Source organism: Polynucleobacter sp. AP-Latsch-80-C2, from assembly GCF_018882185.1.
In the GTDB taxonomy this organism is placed as follows: Bacteria; Pseudomonadota; Gammaproteobacteria; order Burkholderiales; family Burkholderiaceae; genus Polynucleobacter.
Map to the genome: position 1 here is coordinate 18,932 of NZ_JACVOY010000011.1, position 13,643 is coordinate 32,574.

Below are 13,643 nucleotides of genomic sequence, written 5' to 3' on the forward strand. Positions count from 1 at the left end.
AATGGGAATCAAATACTCCTCCCCCGCCTCACTGTCTATTCTTGAGGCAAGTGAGCTCATTCGCAATCGAGAATTAACCCCAAGCGAACTGGTAGAGGCTTGTTTAGAGCGTATTAACCAAACTGAAAATAGCATTCATAGCTTCGTTACCATTACCCCTGACCAAGCGTTAGAAGCGGCAAAGATTGCGACTAAAGAAATTGCTAAAAATGGAGTGAGATCTGCGCTTCATGGAATCCCAGTTGCCCATAAAGATGTTTTTATGACAAAAGGAGTGTCGACAACAGCCCACTCTAAGTCCCTTAAAGACTGGATCCCAAATAAAAATGCAGTTGCAGTAGAGCTCCTTGACTTGCAAGGCGCCATCACCATTGGCAAGAGCGCATGCCATGAGTTCGCATTTGGCTCACCAGAAGCTAATGATTATTTTCCTCCAGCCTTAAATCCCTGGAATACCTTACATATGCCCGGTAGCTCAAGCAGTGGTTCCGCTGCTGCAGTTGTAGCTGGATTTGTCTTGGGTTCAACCGGTACAGATACAGGTGGATCGATCCGGCATCCGGCAGCAGCGTGTGGATTAGTCGGCCTTAAGCCAACTCGCGCGTTGATTTCGCTTGATGGCGTGATTGCCCTTGCACCTTCACTAGATCATGCTGGGCCCATTACCAGAACAGTTCGGGACAACTTCCTCCTATTGCAGGGAATGTTGGGAAATCGAAGCGATGCAGCTGAATTAAAAGAAATTATTTGCCCAATTAAAGATCTCCGTCTTGGAGTAGCTTATAAAAATATTGCAGAACAAAATATTAGCCCCGAGGTTCAAGCGGCATTTACTCAAGCAATTGAGGTTTTCAGAAAATTAGGCGCGAAAATCATTGAGATAGATCCAGCCAATCTTTCGCAAGCACCGATTATTGCTAACAAAATCATTAACTACGAAGCCTATTTACAACTTCAAAAGACCTACCGAGAGCAACCTGAAAACTTGGGCGGAGGCCTTCTTAAAAAGCTAGCTCAGGCCAGAGAGATAGATTATGCGTCATATCAAGAGGCTCTAATTAGCAGATGGCATTTAGAGGCTGAATATTCCAAGCTATTCGATCAGCATATGGATGGCATTCTTTCGATTGGGCGTGAATTCCCGCCTGAAACGATGGATGAGTTGATGAACAATGCCACCGGGCCACGCAGCTCATGCAATCGAATCTATAGCCTAACGGGGAATCCAGCCTTAACTATGCCCATGGGTTTTAGCTCAAAAAAATTGCCGCTTGCAATCCAAATTGCCACAAATCATCATAATGAAAACCTGCTATACCAAATAGCATGCGCGTACGAAGACGCTACGAAATGGGTCAGCGAAAATGATGATGCGCCATGGAATTCATAATCTTAAATAGAATAAAAATCATGATCATTTCCGCATGAACTTGAGCTCGTCAGCATCTAAATATTTCTCTTAATCTGTTGGTCGCAGTTCAAAAACGAAGTCTTGGCGAAGCTAATCTCGCCCAAGCTATTAAATAGGTTCTATATGGGTCATGACATTTAGAACTGGTAATTCTTTCTTGATTTGATTTACAGCCCTCAGGGCAATATCGTGCCCAATCTGAACGGATGCATCGGCATCCACATCAATATGGACATCTACCAAGATCATATCTCCCATCTTACGGGTTCTAAGATCATGAAAGCCTTTCACCCCATCGGTAGATTGAATAATCTGCTCAATCTGTCGATGCTCTTCCTCTGAAACGGCTCTATCCATCAAGTCATGCAGGGCATCCCAGCCAAACTTCCAACCCATCTTTGCCACCATTAGACCAACCACTAAAGCACCAATAGCATCAAAGATTGGGTGCCCCAATAAAGCGCCAACAATACCTATGGATACCACCAATGAAGAAGCTGCATCAGATCTAGCATGCCAAGCATTGGCTACCAACATAGAGGAGCGAACTCGCTTAGCTACCATCAACATGTATCTAAAAAGTAATTCTTTAGCAATTAAGGAGGCTAAAGCCACATACAAAGCAAGAATTTGAATTTGTCCAGCCGGCATTGGATTAATAATCTTTTCTCCAGCTTTGAAAAGCATGCCAGCACCAACGACCAATAATGAAATTCCTAAAAAGAGAGAGGCAGCCGTTTCATATCGTTGGTGGCCATAGCGATGATCTTCATCTGCATCCTTAGCGCTGTGATGGTTGGCAAGGAGTACGACAAAATCTGCCACAAGATCTGTCGCAGAATGAATACCGTCAGCAATCAAGCCTTGAGAGCCAGAAACAATACCCGCAAACACCTGAGAAACAGTTAAGCCGATATTAACAACAACACTTACTAAAGTGCTCTTCTTTGCAGCCTGTTGCTTTTCGAGTGTTTCAGATTCGTGGTCTTCTAATTGATTATCCATATACCCGCTCTATTTTGATGCCTGCTAATACCATTCATAGGTACGCCATCGCACATACAGTGTAATTGAGGAAGACTACAGTAGAAATCGTATATTAAAGGAACTATATGATTCAAGCTATTGCAGTAATACTTCTCATTCTTTGGCTGGCTGGAATAATCACATCCTATACATTAGGTGGATTTATTCATATCCTTTTAGTCATTGCAATTGTGATGTTCTTAGTAAGAATCATTCAGGGTCGAAGCCTCTAGTTGTAGCAGTGAGTTTATGCAATGTAAAACTGCCCTAAGGCAGCTTTACATTTAAGAGATTTGCCTCCTAGCTTCCTAGACAGCCATTTGCTAAAGGCTTTCCAGCAATACGATCTTTCACCCATTCCAAATAAAATGGCTTAGAAGATCCAGGGGTTGTAAAGTGCGATTGCTCGCCTGGTAACTGCATTCTTCCAACATTGCCACCCAATTTGCAGGCTTGCTCTTGATAGAGCTTATGCATCATTGGCGGAACGGCCGTATCCTTTGAGCCAAAGTAAATTTGTATCGGAGCAAGCGGTTTTACGACTGGGACGCCGCCCTTTAACATTGCCTGAGCCCATGCAATAGTATTGCTTGGCTTCTGTTTCAATAAACTTGCGTAGCTTGAACCGTAATTAAAGTTAAAGGTGTCACTAGCCGTATGCATACATTTATTGCTATAAATTGCATTGGCAACTTTTACACCTTCATCGGTAAAAATATCAGAAAGCTTGAGATTGGGAAAGGCGGCTTGAGTTCCCCAGTAATACATCGTTGCGTGAGTGAAATTAAAGACGTTATCCAAAAACATCTTTTGTGAGTCTTGAAAATATTTGTCAGCAGAAGCTTGATCAAGCTTGCCGGACGGAGCGAGTATGGAAATATCCTGCGGTGCCAAGGCCACAAAACCAACAATATCCAGATTATCAGACACCGTGCCAGTTTGCTGGATGTAATCCGGCATTCCGGCCAGTGCAATGACAGCACCACCACCCTGGGACCATCCGTAAACCAGGGTCTTTTTATTGGCACCAGTCTCCTTCATTGACACTGCAGCACGTGCAGCATTGATGGTATCCATGCCATTAGTGGCTGCAACACTATATTGATGCTTACCGCCACTACCTAAACCTTGGTAATCGGTCGCCACAAGAACATAACCTTCTTTGAGAAACTCTTCTATCGCAGGAATTCCGTAATCAGTCCAAGAATTTCCACCGATCAAAAAATACTCATTCAAAGGAACCGCTGGATCAATTACTTGTGAAGGGCCGCAGTTTTGTGCAGAGCCTGTTGTGCCATGCGCCCAAGTCATTACGGGGCGTCCACCAACTGGAGCTGGGCCTATAGGCGCAACTACCAAACCTGTTGAGATTGTTTTGCGCCCTGCAATATCAGATGAGATGTAAGCAATTTTCCAAGCTTGCGCCCCCTTAATGGTAGTAGCAATCTTTTCCTGCTGAATGACTTTTCCTAATTTTCCCTCAGGAGACATTTTCATCACAGATGCGTAGAAAGACTGCATCGGCGGGTCGGCAAAAACCGTGACTGAAAATAGAGCGATACCACCTATCAATAGGTAACGGAATAATCCCCTCATAAAAATCCTCTTTGCAAAATTAAAGCTATTAATCATCATTAAAAATTGAAAGACACTTTACCGTAGGCCGTCCAGTTATATTGAGGGTATGTCTGTAGAAGCTGCTTACTGGCCCCAAGTGCCACAACCAGATTATTCGTTAAGCGGTGAGTCACCATCGCATCCAGCGGCACAAACCAGCCCCCTCCTGCAGCGTTATATGCCATTCCATTTTCATCCCAAAAACGCAGCATAGTCTTTGGTGTTAGCTCAAATCCGACCGTTGGAAAGATTTGCAGATAACGCGAAAGAGGTGGCTGGCCGGGATTGACAGTAAAGCTATTATTTTTGCTATCAAAGCTATACATGTAACGCAGCAATGGGGAAAAATCGGTGACATGTAAGAGGCTATCCACCTGCGGGGTAAAGGTCCAGCTTAACTGGGGTCCTACCGACCACTGTCCATTATTGCCGAACGGAAAGATCACCCGAGCACCAACTAGCGCTCCCAAAGGATTTAAAAAATCCTTATCTTGACCCCATACAGTCACCATAGTATTTCCACTACTATATTGCTGCGAATTGCTTCGGGAGGTATCTAGGTTGTAGGAAGACACGACAGAAGTATCTAAACGAATTCTCCCCCTCCAATCACCGGCCTCTAGAGGGTTGTAATAGCGTAAGGTGAACGCATTTTGAAAATTATTGCCCCCATCCGAGGTGTTATAGCCCCAAAACTCTAATACACGATCATTTGATAACTTCTGAGAATCATTATCAAACTTTGAAAGAGGCACTAATAAATCTTCCGCCGAACAAATAGTTGAAAGAAAGCAAATTAGTAGGGAAATGAAAAGTTTCATCAAGGGTTAGCGATATTTCTTAAGAAAATAGCCTACATATTAATAGCCAATTATGCCGAGGAGCTCAGAATACAAGCAACAAACCACCCGAAGGTGGTTGTGTAGCATGGTATGAGCCAAGAGCTCATGAGAATTCGCAGGTTTTGTTACGCCGATCCAAAGGCAAAAGCCTCTGTAGGTACAAACTGGCTAGCCGTGTTACCAGAATAATACTTGCCTCCGGCGACTGCCAACTTTTTGACTGGCGCTCCTTTTGAAAAATCCATATCCTTCAAATCAACCCAGAAGGTATTTGGCGTTGTTGCTGAATCAAAGTAATAAATCATATTCTGATGATCGGTTACTGTGCGCCAAATAGTAGATGAAATATTTGGTTTGTCTGGGGTGGTAATGCCCAGTGGAACGCCAATACTTCTCATGATTCCCATGACAGAGGCAACAGCTTGATATTGCATTTTTTGCTCCGGGACAGCAGAAATATAATTCTTATCAATGGATGTTGGAACAATGCCAACGAAAAAGGAAGCACGAGCAAAGCGATCTGCTGCACTAATAGTTCCAGGCAAGAACGCATTGCCACCAATGCTCTTCCAATACGCATTTAGAGCTAACTGCTGATCAAAGATTGGAGAATTTGTCATCACTTGATACTCTTTACCATGATGAATAGTTAATTTTCCTTCAACATATTCGAAGATAGCAGAGTCGCCAGTTGGATCTGACAGCGATAGATGCAAACTAGCTGCACGACCATTAGGCAAGATAGGTGATTTAATTCTAAATGGTTCTGCTTGCAGACCTGCAACAGCTTCAGCAACGGATGCAAAGTTATCCAATGCATATTGAGCCCATAGCGTAATCGACATTGGCGCTTTGCCATTTAGGGTGCCGTAATCAGATTCTGCAAGGTAAAGTAGATTGCCTACTAAGCCTTTTTCATTAACCCCATCAGCAGCACCAATGTTGTAACCAGCGGTAATAACGCTGCCATATTTTGAAGTCCACTCTAGAGACCCAGCACCACAGGAGCCATTGCGAGCCATTCCAGCTGGAAATGTCCAAATATCACTGTGCATGTCCTCACCCCAATCCATTGAGCGACCAGTGACAACTAAATTATTTTCACCAAGGTAAGTAACTCTAGTACACATAAATTCTCCTATATTGATTCAATTAAAATAGCATTAGAACAACGTGTTAATGAGCAGGAATCAGTTTGGAGAGCTCTAAAGCAAATCCGTTAATACCACCCAGGAATATTTGCACTCCAATTGCCAATAAAATAAAGGCGAAAAGGCGCATTAATGCATTGGTACCTGCAGGACCTAGCAATTTTTGGATACCAGAAGATTCACGGTAAACCACATAGATCACTACAGAAAGTGTTAATAATGCAGCTATAGTGCCCATGACTGCAGGCAGCTCATGTAATAGATTCAGGGGTTTCCCGTCTTGATAAGCAGCCACTAATGCAATCGCTGTAGCAATTGAACCAGGACCAGTTGTTAAAGGCATAGTTAGCGGGAAAAATACAGCATTATTTGCATTTGCATCTGTAATGCCTGCTGAGTCACCAGAATCTTTGCTTGATGAAGTTTTTTGATTTAATAAACTCCAGCCCATCCCAATAACAACAGCTCCACCCGCAAGCTTAAGAGCTGGTAAGGATATGCCAAAGAAAAGTAGTATTTGCGGCCCAATCAACATGGACACAAATAGCAAAAAGAAGGCATTGATACTCACACTTCTTGCGAGCTTGTTTCTAACCTCCAGGGAGCAACCCTGCACCATATTTAGAAAAATAGGCCCATCCCCTAGTGGATTAATAACTGGAAATAAAGCGGCAAAGACTGCGACAAAACTAGCAAAGGCGGTGGCAAACATAAAAATCCTTAGAGGCGACTCGTTTTAGAAGGCTCTGGTTTAGCTATAGAACTGGTTCAGCTCAACAGCGCCAGTTTGACTCGCAGTTGTAATCGGAATTGATTTGATCTGCTTACTATTTGCCAATTTAGACATATCGATCATTGTCCAATTAAGAGCATCAATTGTTCTGAAATAAATAAGATTACGGGATAAATCAGCCATTAGCGTCCAAGTTGTTACTTCACTTGATGATGAATTTCCACGAGGACCATCACCCATTCCACCAGGAGGATCAATCGTTAGGTCATAGGGTCGATCGAAGTTATTGATGATGTGACTTAGCGTCTGAATTGCTTCGTCAGGTGTTTTAGCTTTGCGTACATAGTTTGTATAGAAAGCAGCTTTTACAAAGCGGCCTGCAGAAGTTTGCGATGAAGGAAGTCCCGATAGAGCAATACCTGAATCAACTGTTGAAACTGGCAATTTGCCATACTGCGCGTTATTAATATCTACATTAGTTTGGGTGTAGTTATTTAGATTAAGTAAATGCCAAGGAAACTCTGGCGCATTAGTTAGCACATTCACTGGATTGTCGTAAATATTAGTTTTATTGTTCTGGAACTGAATAACAAGTCCGTTACCCGCTTTATCAAAGATGGCATAGTGAAGGGGAACGAGTGCATTACCCATAATAGGAACTGGAGGCAACCAGAATTCAGTATTTCCACTGGTAACCGCTGCTTTAACTTCTGCAACTGTTGAAAAATTTCCCAGTATCCAGGTTCCAAAATCTGCGACAGATAAAATCTTGCTAGAGTCATTTCCAACTGGCGGCGCAGTAGAGAAATTCAGTTGATTGGCTGAAAAAGAAAGTCCTTGATCGTTTGCACCCTCTACAAGAGCCTCTTGCTTTGAGCCAGCGATTGCTGGAAATGTCATTCCAGTAATTGCATATTTGCTATTAAAAGTAACGCCTTGTTTCCCATCTGGAGTAACTGATTCAATCTTGGAGCCCTTGGGGATATAACTTACGTTCACGGGAACAAAAACACTAAACTCCAATGTTCTGCCATGATAAGCATTACCGTTCACATCGCTGATGATTAATGAAGTACACATAATATTTTCTAATTAATATTTTGAATTAAAAGTTAAATGTTGCTGATAATTGTGGACCCTGGAAGGTCGTCTTCTGAAGTAGGCCTTGGCCATTGGTCTTTGAGCTACTCATGTCGTAGTACAAACCACGATAAATTAATGAAACATCAATTCCTTTATCAATCGCCTTGCCTATACCCAGCATTGCCTGCCAAGTCACATTAGTGGTTCCCCCGCCGCCGCCAATGTCAGCATAAAAAGGGATATACCAAGTCGAATTGGCTATTCGATAGCGCCCTTTAAAACCCACAATAGGATCAGCCGTACTCATCGTCTTAGAGTCGCCGTTGATGGCAGCAGAAACACCATTGACAGCAAGGTTCAGCGTTGCTGTCGCCCCGATCCACCGAACCCCCAATAAACCATCCATGGTGGCATCTTGATTGTTGATCAAGTTGTAGGTAGCAGCACCCGTGAGGATGGTTTGCTGCAATGTTGCTTTAGTGGCAATCTGATAGGTATACGGAGCTTGCGGGGTAACTGATGAATTACTAGTCTTTTGCAAAGTAGCAGACACCACATCGGCCATTACCCCCCAATTACCGTAATGCATCTCACCTGCAAGCATTGCACCAGTCTTGAGATTGCTAATAATATTATTCGCGCTCAAATCTGCCGTTTGAACGTACTGTCCTTTGTAGTTCAGTGTGGAGCCAATACTTGGCGCCCAAAGGTAGGGAGTAAGCTCAAACCGCCATTGATCAGAAATCTTTGGAATGGGAGAATTATCCGATTGCGCATGGGCCGTTGAAATGAGAAGTGCAATACCTGCAACAATAAATACCTTCAAACCTTTATAAATCATTTCATTTTTCTCTATTCAAATTTTGTAAGTAGCAACCCAGTCTGTGCAAAACCCGCCGAAGCGGGTTTCTTTAATAGCTATAACTCTAAATTACAAAGTGTTTTTATAAATCTTGCCATCTTTCATAATGACACGGAAGTTTTTTGCAGGATCCGCAACAATATCCAAGTTTTTCGTTGGATCACCATCAACCAGTAGTAAATCGGCATAGGCGCCCTCTTGCACAACACCTAATTTACCGGGGTAAGGGTTACGTGGCCCAGACATCGCAAATAGCTGCGCATTGTCATGAGTCACCATTTTGAGTGCTCTAGCAGGAGACATCCATTGGGTTAATTTGGATAACTGGATATTCTGCACAACACCATCAGGCTGGAAAAAGAAGTCTGTACCCCATGCCAACTTCACATTGTTTTGCAATGCCCACTTGAAAACATTGTTCTGACCCGTTACAACTTGATGTTCTTTTTCAATCTGAAATGGGGTGTACGGTGGGTGAAATTCTTCAAAATTTTGAGTACTTAACCAAACATCCTTATTTTTCAAGTACTTCACTGTAGCTTCATCGAGTAATTGACCGTGTTCAATTGACTTCACACCAGCATCAACCGAACGACGCACTGAAACTGGGTTGTAGGCGTGAACGGCCACATAGGTACCAAAGTCAGATGCCGCTTCTACCGCTGCTTTAATTTCATCAAAAGTAAATTCATGTACTGTTGGAGTATCGTCAGCCGATGAAACGCCACCACTAGTAGCTAACTTAATTTGCGACGATCCGTTGCGTAAATTAAAACGGGTAGCGGCTAAGACTTCGGGGCGACCATTGACAACGGAAGTAATGCGAAATTTTTCTCCGAGAGATAATTCGCCGCCTAAGCTCCGTGGGAGCGCATCAGGTGGATTAAAGTCACCATGTCCTGAGGTTTGAGAAATCATAGTACCGCTTGGATAGATACGTGGGCCAATCGCCCTTCCAGCATCAATCTCATTTTTCATGGCAACTGTAGGTCCAGCCATATCACGCACAGTTGTCCAACCATTTAACAACATCTCTTTTGCAGTTTTATAGGCGATGTCATTTAATTGTTTAGCATCTCCTTGCATCAACACATCTAATGTTGGAGTCAACCAAATATGTGTATGCGCATCACTAAGACCTGGCATCAATGTACGGCCACCGCCAGCAATCACAGTTACTGTTGAGCCAGCAGGTATTTGAATCGGCTTACTAGAGATTGTTTTGATGAGATTGTTTACAACCAAAACATTGGTTGGGGCTGTTAGCTTTTCAGCGGTGCCGTCAAACACACGTACATTCTCATACAAAGTTGCCGACGTTTGCGATGCAGTTTGTGCAAACGCAGTAATGGCACTGATAAGTGCGCCTGAAGCCACTAAACATTTAATAAATATTGTCATTATTTTCAAGGGATGAATTGTTGAATTATTTGATAATTACAGCATGAAATACCGTATTTATCTACTAAAAGCAGAACTAATATACATTGTTACTATGGTATTTAAAAGCGAATAATGGCCATCAGCATGCGGTGATAAGATGGAATCAAGTTCTTGAATCACAGCACCTCATTGAAAGGTCAACGTATATGAATAGACGATTGTTTGGACTTGGGATGGGGGCGGGATTATTTGACCTCTATTTTTCGACTGAATCTGTGGCTGCAAATTGGCCCACTAGACCCATTCGCTGGATTGTGCCCTACGCCCCCGGCGGGTTAAGCGATACCTCTACACGTATTGTTGTCCAGAAAATGATTGAGCTTACTGGCTGGACGATCGTGATTGAAAATAAACCCGGCGCCAATGGATTAATCGGCTCGGAGTATGTCGCACGAGCAGCGCCAGATGGGTATACCTTTTTAAATGTATTAGCTGCGCATGCAGTCAACCCTACACTCTATGCTGGCACTCTGAATTTTGACCCCCTCAAAAGCTTGGCACCAGTCTCCCTGGTTGGTGTCACACCCCTGATTCTTTCCATTAGCAAGGGGCTACCCGTCAAAGATCTTAAAGAATTTATTGCTTATGCAAAAGCGAATCCCGGAAAGCTGTCTTTTGGGTCCTCTGGCATTGGTGCTGCTGCACATATGGCAACCGAACAATTCAAAATAGCGACTGGGATTGATATGGTTCATGTGCCCTATAAAGGTTCTGGGCCCGCACTACAGGATTTAATGAGCAACAATATTCAAGTATTAATTGATACTCCGCCAACGCTTTTGCCTCAAGTGCGCAGCAATAACATCAAAGCCCTCGCGCTAATGTCCCCTCGCCGCCTTGCGAGCGCTCCCGATCTTCCCACCCTTGCAGAGGCCGGCGGCCCTGATTTAGATTGTGCCACTTGGTCTATGTTCTTAACCACTACTGGCGTCCCTAAAGAGATCATGAATAGAGTAGCCTATGAAACAAAACGCGCAGTGAGCTCACCAGATATCCAAGCCCGCTTTGAACAACTAGGTCTTGAACCTATAGGCAGCACGCCTGAGGAAGCAAGCAAATTCTTAAAAGCTGAAGTCGCCAAAATGGCCGTCATTATTCAGTCAAAAAATATTAAACCTGAATAACTGTTGTAAAAAAGCCCCTAATTGCATCCTTAGGGGCTCAGTACATTGGGTGACTTTTTCTTATCCAGCTAAACCGGCAAGCCCTATGGAGCAACCCATTGCTTTTTTAGTACCCGTCTCACCATTGGATCAAAGGTTGAAAGTGGTTCACTTTTGTAATTAGGATCAAAAGAGATCTCGTCATACTTGGCGCAGAACTCTACTGTTTGATCATATGCGGGATCAGATTTGTACTGATCACGTGCATTAGGATCCACCCCAATTTTATCGCCATAGAAATAGGTCTGAAATAAACCGTGCTGAACCAGCATCCAATAATTATTTCTGGATATAAAGGGATGCAAGATCGATGCGATCACTTCTCCATGATTGAAAGGCCCCAAGGGTTCAGCAATATCATGAAACAAAGTAACCACAATATATTCTTCATCCTTACCGTCACGGAGAGCTCTCGTGGCAGCCTGTAAACAATGCTCTTTTCGAGTAATGTTGTAGGCCGTATCTTTAGCGAGATTCTCCAGAAGCCCGTAGAGCTGATCCGGCAAAACTGCCAATGTGTGCTCATGCACTTTTTTCATTACCTCAAAATCAGCTACCGTTCCTTGGTCCATGCTGATGAAATGCATCTTTTCCATGAGAAGCCTTTGAAATTAAATGGGATAGATTTTTAAATTATCTTGCAGGAAGAATATACCAACCAGGATTGAAAATCCCTTACAACATCACTCTTCAAACTGGGAATGCCCTATTTCGACTTATTCCTCCCAGGGAAATCGCTCGCGAGATAAGGCTTCCATCATTTCCCGCTTACTCTGCGTGGCCTTTCTGGAACTATTGCTACCGTACTTAGCCCTGCGCTCACTATCCGAAAGAATCTCCGATTGCACGCTTCCTTCGCCCTCTTTCAAAGAGCTTGGATCTTCAGGTTTGAGCTCAGTGTTATCAGTCATAAGGTAGTCCATCCCTTACTTCAAATTGACATTCTTCTGCACTTTGAAAAAGGCTAGGCAGGTGACAAAAAACATTGTTACAAGGGATACGAGCCCCAAAGATTGAAAAAGCGCCCTTAGTTGCCAAACCTGAGAGCTGGCATCGGTAATAGTGCAATCAGTTACAAAAGCAGCAGCCATAATTGGCTGAATAAAAATAGATCCGTAAAGGAAGATGGGAAAGTACCAACTCGACTTATAGTCATCCAAGGAACAATACTCTAACTGTTTTGTGCGGATTAAATAAATAGCCCAAAGTTGGAAGAGGGTATAAACACAAAGGAACCATCCAAGGAAGTTAGAAAAGGGAACTCCAAAGTAGCCACCCCCATCTCGCCATATCCACTCATGCTTAACTGTCGATGATGCTGGATCAATACTCATATCCCACATCACCATAATAAAAGCCGCAATCACAGGAATCGCAAACAGCGAACGAGAATCTATTTGTCGATCAAACTTATCTAACAGCACATGCGCTATAACCCAAGCCAGATAACACACACCAAAATAGTCAGGCATGATCATCAAGGGGACAGCGCCCAATTTTGGCCCTAATTCTGCCGAATATACATAATGTCCAAAAGGGAAGCCTGTTGCGATACTGAGTGATTCGTAGCCCCAACTCACAATACAGGTGATGGCAAAGATCATGCCAAACTTACGCCAACCCAAGCGCTGAGTGCCATGAATACAGGCAAATAGCAGTCGAGCAACCATACCAATAAAGCTCAAGCTTCCAGCAAAACCCACTGCGAACGGCGTTGCACCAAAGATTGATAGCACTATAGAAAGCGCCACTAGGAACCAAAGTGCTAATTCACTATTTTTATTAAACATCATGATTCCACAGAGAAATATTCATCAGCAAAGGATGGATGTAACTGGCAGCAATACCTCAAGACAATGGCAGAATTCTCTCACAATAAATATCTATTAATAGCTTGTAATACTTAAATGAGTTCAGATATTTCAATGAGGTTCTGATCCGGATCTCGGACATACACTGAGTTCATTTTTTGCGTTGCACCAGTACGAATGACTGGACCCTCAATAATGGGCCAAGCTTCAGCTGCAAGCTGCTCAATAGCCTTTGCCAGCGGGCGATCAGCTATAAAACAAAGATCAAACGATCCTGGAGTCGGAATATCAGCTTTTGGCTCAAACTCCTTACCCTTAATGTGCAAGTTGATTTTCTGATTACCAAACTTAAAGGCCTTGCGCTCGACTGGTGGGGTGCCCCCAATAAAAGATTCCAGCTTCATTCCCAGAACGCAGGTATAAAAATCCACGCACTCTACTTCCTTTGCGGTTGTCAGCACCAAGTGATCTAAATGATCAATCATGTAGCGTCCTTTTTAA

General features: G+C 43.3%; 15 protein-coding genes. 3 read left to right on the forward strand and 12 right to left on the reverse strand.

Features of this window, described 5'->3' with window-relative positions:
- Window position 1 precedes the first annotated feature (1 nt).
- Window positions 2-1,390: an amidase gene (locus tag ICN47_RS11165; RefSeq protein WP_216220014.1), complete on the forward strand. Its 1,389-nt coding sequence runs from the start codon at window positions 2-4 to the stop codon at window positions 1,388-1,390.
- A gap of 129 nt (window positions 1,391-1,519) precedes the next feature.
- Here the strand turns inward: ICN47_RS11165 and ICN47_RS11170 are convergent, their stop codons facing one another.
- Complete coding sequence (locus ICN47_RS11170; protein ID WP_216220015.1) at window positions 1,520-2,416, reverse strand: cation diffusion facilitator family transporter; 897 nt, start codon at window positions 2,414-2,416, stop codon at window positions 1,520-1,522.
- 107 nt (window positions 2,417-2,523) lie between these two features.
- Between ICN47_RS11170 and ICN47_RS11175 the strand changes: the two genes are divergently transcribed.
- Window positions 2,524-2,670, forward strand: a complete 147-nt coding sequence (locus ICN47_RS11175; protein WP_216220016.1) for a lmo0937 family membrane protein — start codon at window positions 2,524-2,526, stop codon at window positions 2,668-2,670.
- Window positions 2,671-2,737: 67 nt separating this feature from the next.
- Here ICN47_RS11175 and ICN47_RS11180 read toward each other — a convergent pair whose 3' ends face one another.
- The 7 genes from ICN47_RS11180 to ICN47_RS11210 form a co-directional block, all read right to left on the reverse strand.
- A complete protein-coding gene (locus ICN47_RS11180; RefSeq protein WP_216220017.1) occupies window positions 2,738-4,033 on the reverse strand; it encodes a lipase family protein in 1,296 nt (431 codons plus the stop codon).
- Between the two features lie 38 nt (window positions 4,034-4,071).
- Entirely contained in the window at window positions 4,072-4,875 is an 804-nt protein-coding gene (locus tag ICN47_RS11185) for a hypothetical protein (RefSeq protein ID WP_216220018.1), read from the reverse strand.
- A 146-nt stretch (window positions 4,876-5,021) separates the two neighbouring features.
- Entirely contained in the window at window positions 5,022-6,026 is a 1,005-nt protein-coding gene (locus ICN47_RS11190) for a linear amide C-N hydrolase (RefSeq protein ID WP_216220019.1), read from the reverse strand.
- A 46-nt stretch (window positions 6,027-6,072) separates the two neighbouring features.
- Window positions 6,073-6,759, reverse strand: coding sequence for a MarC family protein (locus ICN47_RS11195; RefSeq protein ID WP_216220020.1), 687 nt, complete (start codon window positions 6,757-6,759; stop codon window positions 6,073-6,075).
- A gap of 39 nt (window positions 6,760-6,798) precedes the next feature.
- Window positions 6,799-7,860: a linear amide C-N hydrolase gene (locus ICN47_RS11200; protein WP_216220021.1), complete on the reverse strand. Its 1,062-nt coding sequence runs from the start codon at window positions 7,858-7,860 to the stop codon at window positions 6,799-6,801.
- 25 nt (window positions 7,861-7,885) lie between these two features.
- The gene (locus ICN47_RS11205; RefSeq protein ID WP_216220022.1) at window positions 7,886-8,704 is read right to left on the reverse strand and encodes a hypothetical protein; all 819 of its coding nucleotides are present in this window, start codon (window positions 8,702-8,704) and stop codon (window positions 7,886-7,888) included.
- A 90-nt stretch (window positions 8,705-8,794) separates the two neighbouring features.
- Window positions 8,795-10,126: an amidohydrolase family protein gene (locus ICN47_RS11210; protein ID WP_216220023.1), complete on the reverse strand. Its 1,332-nt coding sequence runs from the start codon at window positions 10,124-10,126 to the stop codon at window positions 8,795-8,797.
- Between the two features lie 188 nt (window positions 10,127-10,314).
- Between ICN47_RS11210 and ICN47_RS11215 the strand changes: the two genes are divergently transcribed.
- Window positions 10,315-11,292 carry a tripartite tricarboxylate transporter substrate binding protein gene (locus tag ICN47_RS11215; protein WP_216220024.1) on the forward strand — a complete coding sequence of 326 codons (978 nt, stop codon included), beginning with the start codon at window positions 10,315-10,317 and terminating at the stop codon, window positions 11,290-11,292.
- Window positions 11,293-11,375: 83 nt separating this feature from the next.
- Here the strand turns inward: ICN47_RS11215 and ICN47_RS11220 are convergent, their stop codons facing one another.
- The 4 genes from ICN47_RS11220 to ICN47_RS11235 all read right to left on the reverse strand — a co-directional run bounded on the left by ICN47_RS11220 (window position 11,376) and on the right by ICN47_RS11235 (window position 13,627).
- Entirely contained in the window at window positions 11,376-11,927 is a 552-nt protein-coding gene (locus ICN47_RS11220; protein ID WP_216220025.1) for a hypothetical protein, read from the reverse strand.
- A gap of 120 nt (window positions 11,928-12,047) precedes the next feature.
- Entirely contained in the window at window positions 12,048-12,242 is a 195-nt protein-coding gene (locus ICN47_RS11225) for a hypothetical protein (protein WP_216220026.1), read from the reverse strand.
- 15 nt (window positions 12,243-12,257) lie between these two features.
- Window positions 12,258-13,124 carry a carotenoid biosynthesis protein gene (locus ICN47_RS11230; RefSeq protein ID WP_216220027.1) on the reverse strand — a complete coding sequence of 289 codons (867 nt, stop codon included), beginning with the start codon at window positions 13,122-13,124 and terminating at the stop codon, window positions 12,258-12,260.
- Between the two features lie 110 nt (window positions 13,125-13,234).
- Complete coding sequence (locus tag ICN47_RS11235; protein WP_216220028.1) at window positions 13,235-13,627, reverse strand: VOC family protein; 393 nt, start codon at window positions 13,625-13,627, stop codon at window positions 13,235-13,237.
- Between the last annotated feature and the right edge of the window lie 16 nt (window positions 13,628-13,643).